General features: G+C 53.7%; 17 protein-coding genes, 1 tRNA gene and 2 pseudogenes. 8 read left to right on the top strand and 12 right to left on the bottom strand.

Annotated features, from left to right (window positions below; all coding sequences use genetic code 11):
- Window positions 1-9: 9 nt before the first annotated feature.
- Window positions 10-1,119, top strand: a complete 1,110-nt coding sequence (locus ACZ1GM_RS00100) for a serine hydrolase domain-containing protein (RefSeq protein ID WP_472677201.1) — start codon at window positions 10-12, stop codon at window positions 1,117-1,119.
- A gap of 4 nt (window positions 1,120-1,123) precedes the next feature.
- Here the strand turns inward: ACZ1GM_RS00100 and ACZ1GM_RS00095 are convergent.
- Window positions 1,124-1,730: pseudogene (locus ACZ1GM_RS00095) on the bottom strand (LON peptidase substrate-binding domain-containing protein).
- Window positions 1,731-1,746: 16 nt separating this feature from the next.
- A pseudogene (locus tag ACZ1GM_RS00090) lies at window positions 1,747-2,686 on the bottom strand (tetratricopeptide repeat protein).
- Window positions 2,687-2,897: 211 nt separating this feature from the next.
- Between ACZ1GM_RS00090 and ACZ1GM_RS00085 the strand changes: the two are divergent.
- From ACZ1GM_RS00085 to ACZ1GM_RS00070, 4 genes are all read left to right on the top strand, one after another.
- A tRNA-Gly gene (locus ACZ1GM_RS00085) sits at window positions 2,898-2,972 on the top strand.
- Window positions 2,973-3,102: 130 nt separating this feature from the next.
- A complete protein-coding gene (locus tag ACZ1GM_RS00080) occupies window positions 3,103-4,494 on the top strand; it encodes a tyrosine-type recombinase/integrase (RefSeq protein ID WP_472677200.1) in 1,392 nt (463 codons plus the stop codon).
- A 165-nt stretch (window positions 4,495-4,659) separates the two neighbouring features.
- Window positions 4,660-5,115 carry a MarR family winged helix-turn-helix transcriptional regulator gene (locus ACZ1GM_RS00075; RefSeq protein ID WP_472677199.1) on the top strand — a complete coding sequence of 152 codons (456 nt, stop codon included), beginning with the start codon at window positions 4,660-4,662 and terminating at the stop codon, window positions 5,113-5,115.
- Window positions 5,116-5,138: 23 nt separating this feature from the next.
- Window positions 5,139-5,510, top strand: a complete 372-nt coding sequence (locus ACZ1GM_RS00070) for an antibiotic biosynthesis monooxygenase family protein (RefSeq protein WP_472677198.1) — start codon at window positions 5,139-5,141, stop codon at window positions 5,508-5,510.
- Window positions 5,511-5,804: 294 nt separating this feature from the next.
- Here ACZ1GM_RS00070 and ACZ1GM_RS00065 read toward each other — a convergent pair whose 3' ends face one another.
- From ACZ1GM_RS00065 to ACZ1GM_RS00055, 3 genes are all read right to left on the bottom strand, one after another.
- A complete protein-coding gene (locus tag ACZ1GM_RS00065) occupies window positions 5,805-7,826 on the bottom strand; it encodes a DUF3732 domain-containing protein (RefSeq protein ID WP_472677197.1) in 2,022 nt (673 codons plus the stop codon).
- Entirely contained in the window at window positions 7,736-7,999 is a 264-nt protein-coding gene (locus tag ACZ1GM_RS00060; RefSeq protein WP_472678593.1) for a three component ABC system middle component, read from the bottom strand. Before ACZ1GM_RS00060 ends, ACZ1GM_RS00065 begins: the two co-directional genes overlap by 91 nt.
- An 81-nt stretch (window positions 8,000-8,080) precedes the next feature.
- Window positions 8,081-9,432, bottom strand: a protein-coding gene (locus tag ACZ1GM_RS00055; RefSeq protein WP_472676197.1) for an IS3 family transposase whose coding sequence is annotated in 2 segments (ribosomal slippage) — window positions 8,081-9,096 and window positions 9,096-9,432 — 1,353 coding nt in all. Because the reading frame shifts where the segments join, the coding sequence is not laid out codon by codon here.
- A 154-nt stretch (window positions 9,433-9,586) separates the two neighbouring features.
- Here ACZ1GM_RS00055 and ACZ1GM_RS00050 point away from each other — a divergent pair.
- A complete protein-coding gene (locus ACZ1GM_RS00050) occupies window positions 9,587-9,838 on the top strand; it encodes a hypothetical protein (RefSeq protein ID WP_472677196.1) in 252 nt (83 codons plus the stop codon).
- Window positions 9,839-9,968: 130 nt separating this feature from the next.
- Window positions 9,969-11,552, top strand: a complete 1,584-nt coding sequence (locus ACZ1GM_RS00045) for a sodium:solute symporter family transporter (RefSeq protein WP_472677195.1) — start codon at window positions 9,969-9,971, stop codon at window positions 11,550-11,552.
- Between the two features lie 363 nt (window positions 11,553-11,915).
- Here the strand turns inward: ACZ1GM_RS00045 and ACZ1GM_RS00040 are convergent, their stop codons facing one another.
- From ACZ1GM_RS00040 to ACZ1GM_RS00030, 3 genes are read right to left on the bottom strand one after another with little or no spacing between them, the layout of a single operon-like run.
- Window positions 11,916-12,425: a hypothetical protein gene (locus ACZ1GM_RS00040; protein WP_472677194.1), complete on the bottom strand. Its 510-nt coding sequence runs from the start codon at window positions 12,423-12,425 to the stop codon at window positions 11,916-11,918.
- A 5-nt stretch (window positions 12,426-12,430) separates the two neighbouring features.
- The gene (locus tag ACZ1GM_RS00035; RefSeq protein WP_472677193.1) at window positions 12,431-12,730 is read right to left on the bottom strand and encodes a hypothetical protein; all 300 of its coding nucleotides are present in this window, start codon (window positions 12,728-12,730) and stop codon (window positions 12,431-12,433) included.
- Window positions 12,727-13,650, bottom strand: coding sequence for an RHS repeat-associated core domain-containing protein (locus tag ACZ1GM_RS00030; protein ID WP_472678592.1), 924 nt, complete (start codon window positions 13,648-13,650; stop codon window positions 12,727-12,729). The genes ACZ1GM_RS00035 and ACZ1GM_RS00030 overlap by 4 nt, the downstream gene beginning before the upstream one ends.
- Window positions 13,651-13,677: 27 nt before the next feature.
- On the opposite strand from ACZ1GM_RS00030, the gene ACZ1GM_RS00025 reads away from it, so the two are divergent.
- Window positions 13,678-13,890 (top strand): hypothetical protein, encoded by a 213-nt coding sequence (locus ACZ1GM_RS00025; protein ID WP_472677192.1) that lies wholly within the window; start codon window positions 13,678-13,680, stop codon window positions 13,888-13,890.
- Window positions 13,891-14,191: 301 nt separating this feature from the next.
- Here ACZ1GM_RS00025 and ACZ1GM_RS00020 read toward each other — a convergent pair whose 3' ends face one another.
- From ACZ1GM_RS00020 to ACZ1GM_RS00005, 4 genes are all read right to left on the bottom strand, one after another.
- Complete coding sequence (locus ACZ1GM_RS00020; protein ID WP_472677191.1) at window positions 14,192-15,217, bottom strand: RHS repeat-associated core domain-containing protein; 1,026 nt, start codon at window positions 15,215-15,217, stop codon at window positions 14,192-14,194.
- Window positions 15,218-15,530: 313 nt separating this feature from the next.
- Window positions 15,531-15,818, bottom strand: a complete 288-nt coding sequence (locus ACZ1GM_RS00015) for a hypothetical protein (protein ID WP_472677190.1) — start codon at window positions 15,816-15,818, stop codon at window positions 15,531-15,533.
- Window positions 15,818-16,669 carry an RHS repeat-associated core domain-containing protein gene (locus ACZ1GM_RS00010; RefSeq protein ID WP_472677189.1) on the bottom strand — a complete coding sequence of 284 codons (852 nt, stop codon included), beginning with the start codon at window positions 16,667-16,669 and terminating at the stop codon, window positions 15,818-15,820. The genes ACZ1GM_RS00015 and ACZ1GM_RS00010 overlap by 1 nt, the downstream gene beginning before the upstream one ends.
- A 740-nt stretch (window positions 16,670-17,409) precedes the next feature.
- Window positions 17,410-19,836 (bottom strand): RHS repeat-associated core domain-containing protein, encoded by a 2,427-nt coding sequence (locus ACZ1GM_RS00005; protein ID WP_472677188.1) that lies wholly within the window; start codon window positions 19,834-19,836, stop codon window positions 17,410-17,412.
- Window positions 19,837-19,930 lie beyond the last annotated feature (94 nt).

The raw sequence follows: 19,930 nt of genomic DNA, 5'->3' as shown, positions 1-19,930 counted from the left end.
TTCTGTCCCTTGAATTCTGGCAGCGTTCATGAACCGGACGTAATGCTCACCGGCATGGATCGGATCGGACGATTGGCACAGATGTGCCTGTGGGGCTTGGTATTGGCGCTTGTGGTGCCAGCGAAGCTTTCCGCAAAGGCAATTCCCGATTGGACGATCACAGAGCTGGAGGCTGCCATTGAGGCTGGCGAGCTTGGGAAGATCCGCGCGGCAGCGACCGAGCAAGGCGGAGAGATCGTATATCGCAAACGCTTTGGTAAAGGTGATATGGGCGACCCCGTCGATATAAAGTCAGCGGGCAAGTCCATCACAGCGATTGCTGTGGGTATGGCCATTGATGATGGCGCATTGTTTGGCGTGGATGCAAAAGTCTGGCCCTTGCTGGGGTCAGAACGCGGCGCGCCATACGACGACATCACTGTTGCTGATTTGTTGGGCATGTCCTCCGCGCTCGATTGCAATGACTGGGAGAAACGCTCTCCCGGACAGGAAGAGAAGATGTACCGCAAGCGCGTTTGGCGCGAATTTGCGCTTGGATTGTCAGCGCGCGAATTCTCCCGTGAGGCCGATGGCGATGGGCCGTTTTCATACTGCACGGCGGGTGTGTTCCTGCTCGGGCAGGTGGTCGAGGCCGTTACTGGTGAAAGGTTCGATGCCTACGTTCAGCGCCGTTTGTTCGATCCGCTCGGTATCGACGGCGTAGAATGGCGACGTTCCCGTTCTGGTGAAGTTCAGTCGGGTGGGCAGTTGACCATTTCGGACGATGCGCTGTTAAAAATTGGTCGCATGGTGATGAGCGATGGTGTGCGGGATGGACAACGCATCGTGTCGCAGGACTGGTTGCAATACATGCTGAAGCCCCGTCACCAACTTGGCGAGTACGTCTATTATGCGAACCTCTGGTGGTTGACGGCCTTGCGCACAAATGAAGGATACGTCGCCGCACTGATGATGAAGGGCAATGGCGGCAATATCGTCGCCTTGGTGCCATCCTATGATGCCGTGCTGGTGGTGCAGACCGAAAACTACAATCGAAAAACCGCTGAGCGCAATGGGTTCACAGTCATGACGACCTTGCTTGGGATGCTGGAGCCCGAGCCCGGCAAGAAACTCCGGTAATTGGCTACTGCAACGTCACCTTGTCATCGCCGCCATCACGCAGCGAGAAGAACTGCATAAGCTGGATCAGCATATCGCAGCGGTCCGAGATAGTGTCGGCCTCAAGCAGCGCCTGTTTTGATGCGACATCAAACGGTGCAATCTGCGACACGCCATTGATCAGCGAGTGATCATCGAGCCGTTCGACCGAATCCCAATCGACGCTGTAGCCCTGAATATCAGCGAACCGGCGCGCCTCCATCTCAAACGCTGCGCGCTCAACCGAGGCAAGCACCTGAGCTTCTTTTTCCTCAATCTCTTCCGCTTCGATCTGGCGAAATGCTGTGCCTGCATCCAGCTCGCGGATCATACGGAATCGCTTCTCGCCACTCAGGATCAGGTTAAAGCGGCTCGTCTTCCAACGCCTCAACATCTTCAATGCGCCCGATGCAGCCTACTTCATACAAAGGCGCATCGTCTCCGCCCCTTTGCGGCTGGATCATGGCAATCCTGCGATCGCGGGCGAGCGCGTCAGTGGTCATCGCGCGGTACCGCGGCTCAAAGATGTGCAGCGGCAATTGCAATCCGGGAAACAGGATCGCGCCGGGCAGGGGGAATATGGAAAGCCGCATGATCTATGAACGATTATCAGCCGAACAGGATCCGAGACAAACGGCGACGGGTGGCAACCACCCACTCATCTTCCAGCCCGACCGCTTCAAATATCTGGAGCAGCTTGGCACGCGCTGCGCCGTCATTCCATTCATTGTCTGCTTCGATCATGCCAAGCAGTTCGTCGGCGGCCTCATCACGCTGGCCTGCGGCATAGGCTGCCTCGGCAAAGGTAAGACGCGCCTCCATGTTTTCAGGATCAGCCTTTGCTGCATTGCGCCGGCTGGCGAGCTCGCTATCATCAACCCTGGTATCGGCTAGCTCGAGCGCACTCTTGGCGGCCACGATTGCCGGATCATTGAGAATTTCCGCCAATTCCGGGCCGGTTTCGACGGCTGACATCATCTGCTTCGCTTCGTCGACCTGCCCTGCAGCGATCTGTGCGCGGATCATGCCGCCTATGGCGGCCGCGTTACTTGGATCAAACTGTGCGATCTGTGCGAAAGCCGCCATCGCTTGTTCGGCATCGCCATCGGTTAACGCCTGCTCACCCATCGCGACCATTTGTTCGATTTGCTCTGGCGTTGGCCCTTGCGGGTCTGCGCCATCTGCTGCGCCTTCGCCGATTGGCAGTTTTTCCAAAAGCTGGTCGAGCATCTGTTTTAGCTGACCTTCGCTGCGCGCATTGGTCAGATCGGCGACGGGCTGTCCCTGAAACATCGCGTATACTGTGGGGATGGATTTGACCTGAAACTGGCTGGCGATGAATTGCTCTTCGTCAACATTGACCTTGGCCAAAACGACGCCCTTGTCAGCATATTCGTACCGATACCTTTTCCAGAACCGGGGTCAGCGCTTTGCATGGCCCGCACCATTCAGCCCAGAAATCCAGAATGACGAGCTTCGACATCGATGGTTCAACGACATCAGTGCGAAACCGATCGACTGCCTTTTGCTCTTCAATATTGAGGCCCATGCTCGCCACGGCGTATCCTTTCGTAATCGAATCTGTTTGATCCCCCATGTGGGACGTCTCGCCAAGAATGTGAAGGGCAGGTGCATGGCCAAAATTAGATGGCGATTTGGACTTGCGCGATTTTGGCTTGCACAGGGGTGAGACCGCTGCTAATCGCGCCGCCTCCCCAGTGATCAGGGCCGAAGCGGTCGATCATTGCGAGCGTCAGTGAGCGGGCGTAGCTCAGGGGTAGAGCACAACCTTGCCAAGGTTGGGGTCGGGCGTTCGAATCGCCTCGCCCGCTCCATTGACTTCCCAAGATAGCTGTTATTTCACAGGGGCTTGTTTGCCCTTGGGCGGAGCTTTGCCTAGGCTCGCGAGGAATTTGTGTACCAAAATGTGTACCATTTTGTGGACCAAACACCTCGTTGGAGCTCATGGGACAAGAATCGCGTCATCTCGAATTTAGGGCAGGGCACTGGCACTACAATCGCCGTGTGCCCGCACGGTATGCCCGGTTCGATGATCGCGGACGCATTCGTGTTTCCTTGAAAACAACATCCTTTGAGACCGCCAAAGAACGGCGCGATGCAATGGTGACGGCAGACGACCTTTATTGGGCATCGCTTTGCGGATGCGATGATGCTGACGCTTCATGCAATTCGATCCAGGCTCAGCGCGCAATCGCGCAGCGTCGCTATTCCGCTGCGAGCAACCGCGCGGTCGCACGCGGCTTTAGCTACGTGCCAGCCGAAGAGCTCGCCAAGACAGCGGCAATCGAAGAACTGATCGAGCGTATCCACCTCGTCGATATGAAGAGTGCAGGCGGCAAGTCTAAGCGCCAAGAGGTGGAAGCGGAGGCACTGCTCGGTGGCGCGACACCGCCACCAGTGAACATCTCCGAAGCGTTCGATATCTACTGCGAGCAGATCGCCGCAGATGAGTTGATTGGAAAGTCTGACGTTCAGCGCAAAAGCTGGATCAAGACGCAAAAGCGCGGCGTTCATTATCTGATTGATTTGATCGGCGACAAACCCATCCTTTCAATCACGCGGCAGGATGCACAAGCCTTCTACAACTGGTGGCGCGAGCGCATTGAGCCCAGAACTGGCAAGCCTGCGCTTAAAGCCAATACTGCTAACCGCGATATCGGATGCGTGAGAAAACTCTACTCGGCGTACACTGCGTTCATTGGCGAAGAGGATCGTCCCAATCCGTTCCGCAATCTTGCTTTCAAAGATAAAGGAAAGGGTGAAGTCCCGCCCTTTGAAAATGATTGGGTGCGCTCGCGCATTCTTGCTCCCGATGCGCTCGCAACAATGAACGAGCAAGCGCGATTTATTGTTTTGGCACTGATCGAAACAGGGTGCCGTCCGAGTGAGATAGCGAACCTTGAAACTGAGGACATCGTTCTAGACCATGCCGTTCCCCATATTCGTATTCAGCCAAAGCCTCACCGCGAGATCAAGACACGGGCATCTATTCGAGATATTCCTTTGGTAGGGGTGTCACTTGAAGCCATGCGCCAAGCCCCGAATGGCTTCCTGCGTTATCGCGACAAACCGAACCTATTATCCGCAACTCTGATGAAGGCGTTCAAGTCGCGATGCTTGTTCCCTACGCCTGAGCACAAAATCTATTCGTTTCGGCACTCCTTCGAGAAACGTATGCTGGAGGCAGGGATCGACCGCGATCTGCGGATGACCCTCATGGGCCATGCAAACTCACGGCCAGAATACGGCGACGGTGGATCATTGGAGTTCAGGCGCGATCAGCTCTCAAAAATTGCCCATCCGCTTTCTCAGGCAGGGCTCTCATCTGCTTCATAACTGATTTCTGCTCAATGCAGACAGTCAGCAAACGACCCAATTGCTGACCTGACAGCATTGCCTCACCTGAGTTGAACGATGTGAGCTGGTAAGCTTCGTCAAAAATATTAACTCCTCAGATCGCGTCTTTTGACAATATGTTGTCATTATGACTATTCATTGCTCATGGCGATTCGAGATGAGAACGGTGAAGCACTTACGGCTCTGATTCTGGAGATATTCCGGATTAACGGCCAAATGCTCAGCGCCGGCAACACGCTCACCAAGCCATATGGCCTCACCAGCGCTCGCTGGCAGGTGATCGGCGCAATCGACGAAGAAGGGCAAGCGCTCACAGTCCCACAAATTGCGCGGCGGATGGGCCTTGCACGCCAAGGCGTTCAGCGGATCATAAACGATCTCGAAATGGTCGGCCTCGTCGAAAGCAGACCTAATATTGATCACAAGAGAGCGCCACTTTTCGCAATTAGCGACGATGGTGAAAAGGTGATCGCCGAGGTCAATAAAGCGCAGGCCGAATGGGTCAATGCGCTAGCCGATGGGCTCTCCATGAAAGACATCAGAACTGCGCTCAGCCTGCTCCAGACCGTTCGAGAGCGGTCCGAAGCAGCCAATTCTTGAACAGACAGCCTAAGGAATCTCAGATGCCAAATCTAAAGGAACTAAACGACGCAGTAAGCCTGATGGACCAGCTTCAGACCAATGAGGATGGGTCTGTTGTCTTGATCAACGTCTTCACCATCGATCCGGCTGACGAAGACGCGTTGGTCGCGGCATGGACACACGATGCTGAGTTCATGAAAGCGCAGCCAGGCTACATCTCCACTCAGTTGCATCAAGCAATCGCTGGCAGCCCTACCTTCCTAAACTATGCGGTGTGGGAGAGTGTAGAGAGCTTCCGAACTGCCTTCACGAACCCTGAGTTTCAGGCTCGCATTGCCCGCTACCCCGACAGCGCCACCGTATCGCCGTATCTTTTCAAGAAGCTCGCAGTCGCGGGACACTGCGTTGCCTAAAGAGACAGCGAGTCTCTCGCGGGTCAATGAGCCCGATTTGATCAAATTCAGGAACTGAACAATGCCTTCAAAAAGCACGGCAATGTGGCCGTCACCATTCACTGGCTCACCGCAATCCCCATCATTGCGCTGATCGGTTCTGGCTTCAACGCAGGTGGTGCCCGCTAAAGCGGCGTTTTTGAGGGTTCACATCCCGCTCGGCGTGACGGTTCTCGTGCTAACGGTACTGCGCATTACCCCTAGGCTGTGGCTTGCGAAGGGCTCGTAACATGAACTCTTGGCTTCCAGACTTCGTTAAACACTCGCGCCCCATTCAGGTGGAACGAGGTACCGATCCCGACGCCACTCTTCAACAATCGACTTTTCGAACCAGTCCTCCGCTAGGTGGGCGTGATCAAGAACAATGAGCTGTAAGCCATCAATGGTCTCGCAGGCCTGATACATGAGTTGGAACAACGCTTGAACTGCATGACGATCTTTGTCTTCCAGCGGATCGAGACTGCCTTCTTGATCGCGATCAGCAGGATAGTGAGCTTGCGAAGGTTGATCGAAAATCAGAAGCGCCGGTACTGGTCTGCTGCGCTTCCTAAACCACCAGTGCAGCGCTAGGTAAGTCAGCACGTGATAGCCAACCCAATTCTCTCCGCTCCCCATTCTGTTGAGCGGAACTGGTCCATCTATCGTATCTGCAACTACGGTGAGTTTCTTTAAGTCGAGACGAAGTTCGCTGCCGCTGTGTTCCAGGTCGAGCGATTCAGCAAAGCGCGACATCTGTTTACTTATCAGGTTTAAGTAGGTGTCTAATCGTTGCGCCACATCATCCGCATTCACTGCTTTTTCTAGCGTCTCCACCTTTCGCTGCGCAGCTTCGATCATCGGCCCTAGATCAGCCTCACCTTCCGTTGGCTTGAGGCCATCCAGAAAAGCGCCAATGCGACCCACTACGCGAGCTTGCTCAACCAGTGTGTCTTGTTGCGCTTTGGCCCTAGCGTCATCGGCAATCAGACGGGTCATCTCATTCTGAGCTTCGATGAGACTGCGTTCTAACTCGCTTCGCTTCTTCTCTATTTCCTCGATATGACGTTGAAGATGAGGCTGTTCGACTTCAACCGCTGCTAGTTGCTCAGAAACAGCTTTGAGTGCGCTGTTTACATTTTCCGCGCTCGGAGTCGGAACCGGCAATTCAGTCGCGCACAATGGACAGTCGTGGCCGTCGGCATCAGATTTGAATAGGCCAAGAGAGCTGAGCCTTGCTCTTTGCTCATTGGTTTCTTTCGAATAGGCGCTTTGCTCAGTAAGCACTAAACGTGAGGCTCGAAGCTCTTCGTTTAAGCGCTCCAGACTGGCTCGTAAGGTCGCTTGTTCGCCCCGCACGCGATTGATTGAGTCACCGAAATCAGGAAGCACACGTTGACTTCCAAGTTCCACAGCTGCGGCCTGCTCAAGTTGTCTGACGGCGAGCTCCGTTTCAACGGGTTCAAAGTCTTGAGCGATGATACCGACGCGTTTGCCGTCCGTGACGAGGCGTCTTACCCGACCCAATCCAACCGTAGCCTGCTCATCTTGACGCCGGACAGTTTGTTCGAGTTCTCGCAATTCGTCTCGTGCAGTATCGAGCTCATGCTGTCGCAAGAAGTGTTGCTCATCGACTGCGCCCGCAAAATATGGGAACGTGTCTTTGATCGCCATAGGGATGTGTTGGTCGCCTTGGCGATGAAATAGCCGTTCGCGACTGTCGATTTCATCTTGTTCTTGGAAACAAAGAAAAAGAGCATGCCGGATCGTTGCTCGCAGGGGCTGTCGAGTGCCCGTTATTGGGCGATGTTCGTTCTCTGAGATGCCGACAAAACGTGAGAGCAGGGACACCAATTCTTCTCTGACCATGTTGCGAGAAAGGGTTTCAAGGCCGGGGTATGCGTCGAAATGGCCGCGTCGAACATAGATCTCGCCACCTGTGTCAGTTCCGGGGCCAGGGTTCTTACGCGCAACGAATATTTCGTCTTCACCATTGAGAATTTGGATTGCGAACCAAGAAACACCTCTGCGAATGACACCTTCCGCTACGTGACAATTCCTACTGCCGAGGCAATAATCGATAATATCTATAATCGCCGACTTGCCGGTTCCTGACTCGCCAGTGATGACATTGAGCCCTGTTCTGCGAAAACAGACTTCACGTTGCTCTCCGGTATGCGAGTAAAGAATGATCGACCCGATGTTCATACTCATGGCTTCACTCCCCAAGCCGTCAGAATTGTTGAGGTAGTACCCGCCTTTGCGAACCAACGACCAAGCATCCTTGCGGATAGCACGCATTCGCTTGCGTCGGTTGTAAGCCCATCTATGAACCCTTTCGTCACTTTCAGTGGCGTTTCGCCCAAGTCCACGCACCCATTCTCGACGAGCCGCAATGCCTGTCGATCAAATGCAAATCTCAAGGCTTCTTGTACGACAGGCCTTAGTGACCGGGCGCGCTCGGCGAAGCCGATTAGGACTGTCCGTCGTCATGACATTTGGCACAGACTGAGAGTTGATCGTTTGGAGGACTGGCCTCGTCTGTTGGTTTCAGTTTAGGCGGCTAGCTTGCGGTGAAGCAAGCGGCGATGTTTTAGCGTCTTTTGTTTGATCCTTTCTCTTCGCTTGATGATGGCTGCGGCTCTACCGAAGTAGACGTCGGCAGGTGTGACGTTGTCGAGGCTCTCGTGATAGCGCTGATGGTTGTAATGCTCGACGAACGCTTTGATTTGGTTTTCTAGATCGCCTGGCAGGAAGTAGTTCTCCAGCAGAACACGGTTCTTGAGCGTCTGATGCCAGCGCTCGATCTTGCCTTGGGTCTGCGGATGGAAGGGCGCGCTTCGCACGTGATCCATCTTCTTGGCGCTGATGTAATCAGCCAGCTCTCCAGCGATGTAACAGGGACCGTTGTCCGATAGCAGGCGCGGCTTATGCAGCACATTGGCATGGCTACAGTCTGAAGCAGTAAGAGCCATATCGAGGGTCTCAGTGACGTCTTCGGCTCGCATGGTGGTGCACAGCTTCCAGCTGATGATGTAGCGCGAGTAATCATCGAGCACGGTGGAGAGGTACATCCAGCCCCACCCGATGATCTTGAAGTAGGTGAAGTCCGTCTGCCACATCTCGTTCGGTCGCATGGTTTGCGTGTGGAACTGGTCTGCCGCCTTGATCACCGTGTAAGCAGGACTGGTGATCAGATCATGAGCCCTCAGAAGTCGGTAAACGGTCGCTTCAGAGACGAAGTAGCGCTTCTCATCAGTGAAGCGCACCGCAAGTTCACGCGGACTGAGCTCGCTATGCTCCAGCGCCATATCAACGATCTGGTCCTGCACTTCGGGCGCAATGCGGTTCCATACCCTGCTTGGCGTTGAGGGACGATCCTTGAGCGCCTCAGGCCCGCCTTCTAGGTAGCGGTCATACCAGCGGTAGAAGGTCCGCCGCGCCACGCCGAGCTGATCCAGCGTGCGCTTGGCAGGCAGATGTGACTGCTCGACCAGCTTGATGATCTCCAGCTTCTCAGATGCAGGGTATCTCATGCGTCGTCTCCCCCAAGCCCGGTCATGCTTTTTTTGAGCAACCGGTTCTCCAGGGTCAGATCAGCAACACACTCCTTCAGATCACGCGCCTCATTACGCAGATCCTTCACCTCATCCGTGGTCGCAGCACGGGCTGTATCGCCAGCAAGACGGCGTTTACCCGCTTCCATGAATTCCTTCGACCAGGTGTAATACAGGCTTTGCGCGATCCCTTCACGGCGGCACAGCTCAGCAATGCTATCATCGCCGCGCAGACCTTCCAATACGATCCTGATCTTGTCTTCGGCTGAGAAGTGCCGCCGCGTCCGACGGCGGATGTCCTTCACAACCTGCTCCGCAGGTTGCTTCGACTTCGACTTTTTGGTTCTCATCTTCGTTCCTTCGTCACTACGACGAGAACCAAAACTCTCCTAAACTTCAACCGCTAATCTGTGCCATAGGTGCTGACGGGGAACAGATGCGCGCGAGATCACTTTTGGGCCTGGTAGCGGACTGACGTTTTCGGGCTCTGGCGAGGGTGCGTTCTTGATCACATACAATATCGTTGAGGCTCCAGCAGGCAGCGTCATTGCCGCGAGCGGCACTGGGCCAACGGCGGACATCACAGAAGGACTGACCATCGCAGCGGGCAAAGGCTGGCGCGAGATGGTGCTGACTCAAGCGTGTCTCGCCTCGCCCGGCAGCACGCTGACAATTGCCAGTGAGGCGCCCATGCAGATCAGCATTGCGAAGATCGCCAGGCAGGAGATGCCTGAAGGGACTCGGTGCTCGTTCTAGAGCGATGCCGCGCAGTGGTGGGATAGGAACAACCAGCGCGTCAGCTGGCGCAGCTAGGCGACAAAGATCGCTGAGCAAATGAGGCAATCAAAGACGCAGGGTAAAAGCCTGCGCTTGGGGAGAGAGATACGTGACGCTTGAAACGATCGATATCGTGATCATTGCTGCCTATGCGGTGGCCTTGCTTGGAATAGCTTTAGCAGTGTCGCGCGAGCCAGCGGGGCACAAGAAGGACACTGAGGACTACTTCCTCGCCGGGCGCGCCTTGCCATGGTGGGCCATTGGGGCGTCCTTGATCGCCTCCAATATCTCGGCAGAGCAGATCATCGGCCAATCTGGCCAGGGTTTCGCCGTGGGCATCGCAATCGCGGCTTATGAATGGCAGGCGGCCATCGTTTTGCTGATCGTGGCGAAGTATTTCCTGCCGATCTTCCTGAAGCGGCGCATCTACACCATGCCGCAATTCTTTGAGCAGCGATATGGCACCGGCGTCAAAAACATGATGAGCGTGTTCTGGGTGGCGCTCTACACTGCGGTTAACCTGACCGCAGTTCTGTGGCTCGGCGGGCTCGCCGTCGACACACTGACCGGCTGGGGCGTGATGAGCTCCATGATGGCGCTGGCAGCATTTGCCGCGCTCTATTCGCTTTATGGCGGGCTCAAGGCGGTCGCACTCACGGACATTATCCAAGTCGTGATTCTTATCTTGGGCGGCCTCGCTATCACATGGTTCGCCCTGGATGCGCTGCCCGCAGAGGGAGCGATGGGCGGCCTTGGCTATCTGATGAAAGAGATGCCGGGACACTTTGAGATGATTCTAGAGCCGGAGCACCCTGCCTATTCTGACCTTCCGGGAATCTGGACGCTGCTGGGTGGGCTATGGGTGCTGCACTTCAGCTATTGGGGCTTCAATCAGTACATCATTCAGCGTGCGCTCGGCGCAGAGAATCTGGGCGAAGCGCAGAAGGGTCTCGCATTTGCCGCTCTGCTCAAGCTGCTCGTGCCCTTCATTGTTGTCATTCCGGGCATTGCAGCAGTGATCCTTGCGCAGCAGGGGCTGGTTGACGGCGCGGCCTTGGCTGAGAAGTCTGACCGCACATATGGAGAGCTGATGGGCTTTGCGCCTGCTGGCCTGCGCGGCCTCGTGTTCGCAGCGCTCATTGCCGCAATCGTAAGTTCGCTGGCTTCTATGATGAACTCGATCTCGACCATCTTCACAATGGACCTTTATCGCAATGCACGCCCCGAAGAGAGCGAACAGCATTATGTGATGGTCGGACGTATAACTGCCTTCAGCGCAATGGCGATCGCACTCGTGCTGGCGCGGCCATTTATCGGCGGGTTTGAGAGCGGCTTTCAAACGGTGCAGGAATACACTGGCTATATTGCGCCGGGAATTGTGGTCGTCTTCTTGCTTGGCTTCTTCGATAAGCGGAGCAATGCAGTTGGTGCTTTCACCGCGCTCATCGGCTCGCTCATACTCAACTTCGCGCTTTCGCAACTGGCAGGTGATGTGCCGTTCGTAATCCGCATCTGGATCGTGTTCATGGTCAGCCTGATCGCGGCAGCTGTAGTCTCGCGGATGACCGCGGAGCCGGACGAACAGCAGACGGTGAATCTCGGCGATATCGCTTTCGCGACCACGACTTTGTTCAACGCACTGGCAGCCGTCACAATCGCGATCTTGGTCGGGCTCTACGCCATTCTGTGGTGAGTCGATGAGCCAGATCCAAGCCCAGCTACTTTTCTGAAGGCATTTGCGATGTCCGCAATTGGGTCGCGAACGGAAAGTCAGCTTTCGCCTTCGGATGAGCTAAGAGCCGACTTTCCGCCTACGACTCCATTGTGGACGTCAATTAGGCGCACTCAAGACACTCGCTGCATTGCAGTATCAGATAAGATCTTGGATTGCTGCTTTTAAGAGAACAGTTCCGCGTTCCGCAGCCCACTGTTAGGCTTTGAGCATATGAGCTGCCGACCGCAGAGCCCTAAAAAACGATGAGCTGGGAATTCCACGTCTGGTTTAAAGACATGAATGTGGCAGTGCGCTAGCCAACTCGAAACTTAGTCCAAGATTCTAGTTTTGACCGAAACTCAACTGGCGTTCTAATGCGCGATCGACTTGAACTTCCTCAACAATAGCGATTGCCTCAATGTGATCAATCTTGGCGAGCGTTTCGCCCAAACGCGAAAATCTGGCGACTGCTGTTATTGTCACAGCACGCTCTGCATGTTCGATCGATGGGAGAGGGCTGACCTGATTTGCCAAAATCTCCGATTTAATGTCAAGCGCCTCTGCAAGAGATTGCCCGGCGGAACTTGAATAACTCAGGAGGAAGGTTCGCGGTTGACCAAGATCGTATTCTGAAGGGTCACAAACCTCGGAAACGAAATCGAAAACAACCTCATTGTCGGATAGCGCATAAACCAGCACGGTGGCATGAAGAGTGTCCCCCTCGAACCAGCAGTTATTATCTAGATATTCAGTCGAATCCTTTTCTAGCTCGCCAATTTCACACGATGTCAAACACAACGCCACTATGCACGACATCATGCTGCGACAAATCAGATTAGTTGCCAATGCCATTGAACCTATTTGCGTTGCAGCAGGGACCCGCTAAGCTTCAGGATAGCTTTCGCTTCTTCAGTAGAGATGCGCGAGGAAAACGTCCTGTTCAATAGTTTCTCGTAAGCTGGAGGTTGAGGAAACTCACCTTCAAACCCTGCTTGGCTATCCAAGCTAGCAATTTCTAGGATCAATTTCTTTGTTTGATTTCTGCCTTCGATCTCGTCGAATGTGAAGATCGCAAACAGCAGGCATTGGTAGGCATACAAGCCATCCTCATTCCAGATTGCATCCATAAATTTCTCAAACGTTGGGTAAGCACTCATTCTAAGTATCCGGTTATTGCTGATAACGTGCCTTGGTTCTGATTATATCGAAGAACAAACTTGATGTTTGAAGATCTTGTCCATTGCCCAGCTCTGGCATTGTACACGGTTCCGATTGGAATCAATGACTGTGCCCGAACCACCATTAAGTTTGAACCAGTCATGATCTGACGATTTATCTGTTTGCTATTGCTTTCGATAGCCAATCTCAGTGCTCCATTAGCAGCATTCAAATTGTCAAATGTCGATACCTTATCTCGCCCTTCACGTATGGCTCGTCCTCTCAATTGATCTCTAGTACGTCCGACGTGGCGAGCGATCGTGTGGCCATTGTGCGCACCGTTCTCATGGGTGGTAAGATCATATGATACACGCGCCCTTACACCCCCACGCCCCGCAGGTAAGTTGCGCCCTCTAATGCCTGACCGTGGCCGGATTTGGTTTGCTGTGCCGTTCGTCGCCTGCCTATGGTCCGTGCCCTTCCCAGGTGCAGAGCCGTTGAAGTCGTTGCCGCTGCCGCCATACTCTTTGCGGTTAACAAGGCTAAAGCCGCGTCTGATCTGGTCGTCTGCTGCTGCCAGACCCGTAGGATCAACGCTGTTTATGGGATCATTGCCGACATATGCATAGAGGTTGACGTTATCCGCGTAGCCAATTGGATCGGTTTGAAGGAAACGCCCCAGAGTGGGTGAGTAGATGCGGGCCTTGTAGTAATAGAGGCCGATCTCTGGCAGCCAGACCTGTCCGGTATACTGGAACCGCCCCATATTGGTCGCGGCGGGCACGCCATAGGGATCGTAGGTGTTTACCCCGAGCGAGTTGCTCCACCAATTGGCCCATCCGACGACTGAACCGCGCGCATCAACTTTGGGGAACCGACCACTGGCTTGGTCGACTGCAGATCCCTCGAACCACGCGATAGGATCATCTGCACCAGGGTTAGGCCCATGGACAAAGCGGCGCAGGAGTTATGTATACCGTCCCCCGAACTCCGCGAACTCCGCGAACTCCCGGAACTCCCGGAACTCCCGGAACTCCCGGAACTCCCGGAACTCCCCGGCATCTATTTGAAAGTAGACCGTATTTTCACAATTGAGGAGTACAATCCAAACATAGACGCTAGGAGTAATATCAAAAATACTACTAAGAAGCTCACGTAATCTTCAATTCTATCGGAAAACTCCTCAAAGAAGGCTACGAAAATTGCCGACGCGACATAAGAAAACAAGATTACTGAGAACGTTAGCAAAAGCAGTGCTCTCCATTTTTCCGGCGCAAATATGCCGACAATCATGGCAATGCACAATCCATACAGGGCCAATGACCATCCCCCTGAAATCACATTTTCACTTCCCATTTGATACGCCACAAATGCGCTCGCGAGATGCAGTAAAGCGATCACCATTGCGAAAACATAGGCAGCGTTGAATTTTGTCGCCATTTTCTCAATCCTAGCGTTACTTAGAATGATCTATACTTCCACCGTGAAGGCGAAAGGAAGCCATGTTCTTGATACCAAACCCCCATCCTCGCGCCTGGATGATGTTCTCTTACCTGCGAAGCAAACCCCTTATCACCCGGAGAGGGGCCTGTGGTGACATGTCTTCTCCCGTAACACAAAGTCGTGTGATCGTTTCTGAGCGCTTGAAGGGCACCTGTCGTCCCAAGCCCAGTGTGGGTGTGTGATGCGTATGCCAAACGCTGACCTTCACCAATCCCCATTTGCAGAGGATTGTTTCCTCTCGGCCCCTGAAACAAACTGACAACCCACTCACTTATTTTGGAATCCAAGGCAGCGGTCACACCAAATTCACGAGTGTAGCCTGAGTCGACGGTTCCTTGCCTAGCTTGAGTTTCAAAACTGGCTAGCGTCTCTTCGAACAAATCAGAATTTGCCTCCCCTTTATCATTTGTCTGGCTAATGCGCTGAGATTGAATGAGCTTTGTACCATTGCCAGTACCATATGTATCGTCAGTCTCAAAACCTTCCAGCGTCTTACACGTGCTGGTACCGCCACCGCGACCATCAATGTTGGAGCCTGTGTCACAAAGCCCCGTAGGATCAACGCTGTTTATGGGATCATTGCCGACATATGCATAGAGGTTGACGTTGTCCTCATATCCGATGGGATCGGTTTGAAGGAAACGCCCCAGAGTGGGTGAGTAGATGCGGGCCTTGTGGTAATAGAGGCCGATCTCTGGCAGCCAGACCTGTCCGGTATACTGGAACCGCCCCGTATTGGTCGCGGCGGGCACGCCGTAGGGGTCATAGGTGTTTACCCCGAGCGAGTTGCTCCACCAATTGGCCCATCCGACGACCGAGCCGCGTGCATCAACCTTGCTAAAGCGTGCATTGGAGCTGCCAACGGCAGAGCCTTCAAACCAAGCGACGGGATCATCCGTTCCAGGATTAAGAGCTGTGGATATAGCAGTACAGGAGTTATGGATACCGTCCCCGGAACTACAAAACCTGCGCAAACTGGCCAAGATGCAACCAATGCCGGGCCTCGCACCCGCCTGAGGGAAGCGCAGCCTCCGCTCGTCCGCTATCCGCAGCGCAACTCAACCCGCGCCAGATGCGACTTCTTCAACAGAATAGACCCAAACTCGGACATAGAGAAAGCGTTGTGGAGACCAGAAATTCATCAACGCCGCAACCTAGTCTGCTGAGACGGCGACTTGATCCGCCTGAGTGAGCTAGCTGCATTTCGTGCCTCTCCCCTGCTGCTCATCAAACCTTGTCGGGAGTACCAACTTTGTAGTGGTTCGGTCCGCTAGGACCTCAAAGTACAGCGCACTGTCATAGCGTTGCTATGAGCTTAGAACTTCTCAGCATGTCTCTTGTAACGATGTTGTCGAATTTGGTCCAAAAAGGGTCGTTATATGCTGCGGTCACACCTTCTTGATCGGGAAAACTTCCCTTAGCTAGCATTTCTTCAATCTCGCGGACCAGCCCATCCTTTCTCTGGTCACCTTGGTCTTGCCCAAACTGGATAATGGCATCATCAAACGAATCGTAAATCTCATCGGCCATTTGATGCCAATAATTCTTCATGAAATCCTCGAACTCGGATTTATAACGCTGCATCACTCTAAGAACCCCGTATTTACGTATACATCATAATTATTGAATGGGTTTTTGTTTGCCCTAATAAAGAACACTGCGTCTCTGCTCTGATATGAGGTCCCATCTCTGCGCAGGACCGTTCCTAGCGAAACTGGTGATGAGAATTCAATCCTTAGCTGCCCAATCCCGCCGTTATTCAAAAAGCCATTGATCAATTTCGCATTGGATCGCACTGCCTCACGCGCAGCTGCATTAGCTAGAGGTGCGTTGGCAAATGTTGAGACCACCGTCTTATTGGGATCCTGGCGGAGTCTGTTCCTCAAGAAATTCCGACTCTTGCCAACATGCACACGCGCAACATGCCCTCCAGCTGTATCGTTTGCTCTAATCCCACCCGCAGGCAGCCTAGGTGCCTGACCTGCAGGACGCGCAGCACTCACGCCGGGCCGCGTTGATCTTCGCTGGTTGCCCGAATTATTCGCCGTTCCCCTGAAATCCGTGCCCTTCCCGGGTGCAGAGCCGTTGAAGTCGTTGCCGCTACCGCCATACTCTTTGCGATTAACAAGACTAAAGCCGCGTCTGATCTGGTCATCTGCTGCCGCCAACCCCGTTGGGTCGACGCTGTTTATCGGGTCATTGCCGACGTATGCATAGAGGTTGACGTTGTCCTCATATCCGATGGGATCGGTTTGGAGGAACCTGCCGAGGGTGGGTGAGTAGATGCGAGCCTTGTAGTAATAGAGGCCGATCTCATCGAGCCAGACCTGCCCGGTATATTGGAACCGCCCCATATTGGTCGCGGCGGGTACGCCATAGGGATCATAGGTGTTTACCCCGAGCGAGTTGCTCCACCAATTGGCCCATCCGACCACAGAACCGCGCGCGTCAACCTTGGGGAACCGAGAACTGGCTTGGTCGACTGTAGAGCCCTCGAACCACGCGATAGGATCATCTGCACCGGGATTGGGGCCGTGAATGTAACGGTGCTAGAATTATGTATGCGGTCTCCATAACTCCCAGGTTAAACATACCGTCCCCAGAACTTCTTAACTCCAGATTTCTCAGTTTCCCATTCCTTTGCCAAGCTCTCGCCGATCTTTTGCTGAAGCCGAAATACGAATGTATTTCTACCAGGCATCATGGTAGCGATCAGTTAGCCAAAGAGGCTGATACTTGCTGTTCGGTCGGAAATATGAGAAATGACTTGGTCAGTGAATTCGGTTTTAGATTGGATACTCTACGTAAGAGCTTCCGCCAGTCGTAGTCTGGTTTATCTGCGTTTAAGAAGTAGTCACAATACGCTACAATGTAACGGTGATCGTCTTCCGAACTGCCTTCGAACCTTTCCCGGCATTGGCGGAATTTCTCCAACGCCTTGGGAACTTGGTCCTCTTGGATCAATAAGAAACCATCATATGCCAATATGAAATCAAACGAATCTGGATTGCTTGAAAGAACTCTGCCTACCCGCTTTCTAGCACGGTCAATGCGTCCAGATCGCCTATGAAGATAGGCAATCATCAAATTTTTCAGAGACGATAAGTCGCGTATAAACGGCATAATTAAAAATCTTAGTTGCTTTGAGGTGTGGTGTCCGCTTGCCCGTATAGAGTCATTTCTTCTTATTGCCAAAATAGCTCTTGAACTTTTTGACAACGAACTCTGCACCAGCGGCAGCAGCAGTTATTGCTCCGGTTATGCCGGTTTCGTCAGCTGCAGTCTGTGCAGCTCGATAGAATCTTCTCGCTTGGTCATCGACACCGGTCGCCTCCACCTTAGCTTCGGCCTTGCCCAATGCAACATCTACCTCTCCACCTTCTGAACTTACCGTTCCATCGGCTCTGGCGTCCATCTCGTTGTCAAGATCAATACTTCCCTCTGCATTTACTTTCAAATCGCCAATTTGAGCATCCGATTTCGCAGAGATGTCGCCTCTGTATGAGACTGTTGTCTTAGTATCCACCTTATTGCCGCCAATAGAGGCGCTTGTCGTCAGTGTTATGCCATCTTCACCCGCATCGACGCCAATATCGACATCAAGCTTGTCCTGTTCATCTCTCTGAAGGCCTGTGAAATCCGTTCCATTAATCGGATCATTGCCGACGTATGCATAGAGGTTGACGTTGTCCTCATATCCGATGGGATCGGTTTGGAGGAACCTGCCGAGGGTGGGTGAGTAGATGCGAGCCTTGTAGTAATAGAGACCGATCTCTGGCAGCCAGACCTGCCCGGTATACTGAAACCGCCCGGTATTGGTCGCGGCGGGCACGCCATAGGGATCATAGGTGTTTACCCCGAGCGAGTTGCTCCACCAATTGGCCCATCCGACGACTGAACCGCGCGCGTCAACCTTGGGGAACCGAGAACTGGCTTGGTCGACTGCAGAGCCCTCAAACCAAGCGATCGGATCATCTGCACCAGGGTTTGGCCCATGCACATAGCGACGCAACATCGTACCTGACGTATTGTATTCTGCTATCAGGGCGTCCCCATCATAAACGAAGTCGGTATTCGTAGTACCGGGTTTGTTGGAGGTTTTCCGATAAAGGCGGCCCAACGGGTCGTAGTAGAGATGTGTTGTGTAACCACTGCCGATAACCCGGACCAAGCGGTTCTCAAGGTCATAAAGGTATGTGTTGGTTCCATCGGATGTTAGGTTGCCATTGGCATCATAAGTGAAGTTGTTGCCGCCAGCGCCGGTATACTGGTTAAGACCATTCGTCGTGTAATTCGTGGTCGTGCCGGTGGGGCCTGCCCAGGTATATGCATCATTGGTCTGGCTCTCACTAGCGATCTGCGAAGCCGGGTTGCGAGTAAAATCCCATGTCACATCGCGCCAAGTGCCGCTCATGTCGAGCTTTAGCTGAGAGAGCCTGCCAATGGGATCATAGGTGAAGTCTTGGTATCCCGCCTGTTGGAGCCGGGTCATCTCATTGCGGTCATTGCGGATGTAACGCGCAAATATGGAACCGCTCGAGAGCTTGACGTCATAGAGCGAATTGTCCGCGCGATAGACATAATCAAAATACTGGTTATCCGGGTACTTGATGCGCGTGCGATTGCCCGCTTTGTCATAATAGTACCATTGGCTTCGCGGCGTACTGGTCGTGTCATAGACGCTCGTCATCCGGCCATATCGATCGTAATAAAACACCGGCCCTAGCCCTGACAGCGAGTTAAACCGTGCTCGCGTTTGAAGCCCACGAATGTCGTATTGGTAGAACACGTCGCGTGTATGCAGCGGATCAAGCCCGGCACGCTCAGGCACAGTCTTGCGCGTCACTCGATTGAGGTTGTCATACGTATACGTGATGGTGCTGCCATCGCGCTTGCGCAGCGCGGTACGGTTGCCATTGGCGTCGTGGCTATATTGCTCATAGTCCGATGTGTTGATGATGCCTGGCGTTGTTTTGGATGGGAAATACCAGCGGCGCATCCGATCAAAGCCGTCATAGACCCATTGCGCCTTGTAACCCCGCGCATCGGTCATGCTACGCTGCAAACCATTGGTCGTATAGGTGTATGTCGCATAGTCGCGCTGCAACGACGTCCCAACACCCTGCTGGATCTTGGTAACCCGGCTTTCAGTGTCGTAGATGTTTTTGGTGATCCGGTCCGTTTGATCAGCTGGTGTGCCTGGATCGAGTGTACATGCGCTTGAGGGTAGCGATGAGTTCACCACTGGACGCATACGCACGGCGGTACAATCCAAACGTCCTCGGGCATCGTGACTGTATTGCGTGACGGCATAGGTCGTATGCCCATGATCATTCACTCGATCAAAGGTCTTGCGACGATTGTTATCGTAATAGTGCAACGTGTAGCTGAAGCGTGTCCAGCCATTGCCTGCTGCATCGTTGACCCGTCCAATTTCGACCTTAGTTGGCTGATCATCGGCATCGCGATAGGTTGTTTTGGTTGCCTGACGATAGCCCGCCTGACCCTTGGCACCGATTTCCCAGATGCGGCGCCCAACGACATCATATTTGTAGTAGGTCGCATCATCGCTGCCAGCGAGCGGTCCATCCATCGACAACATGCGGCCTGCATTGTCGTAAGTGTAAGTCGTGGTAAGCGGGGTATTGTTAGCGCCATCGGTGATGGTTTCGCTGAGCGGAAGGCTGGTAGCGCCA

It is taken from the genome of Qipengyuania sp. JB2-7 (assembly GCF_055693485.1).
Note: the sequence above shows the minus strand (reverse complement) of the source record. Positions and strands in the feature narration are given on the sequence as shown.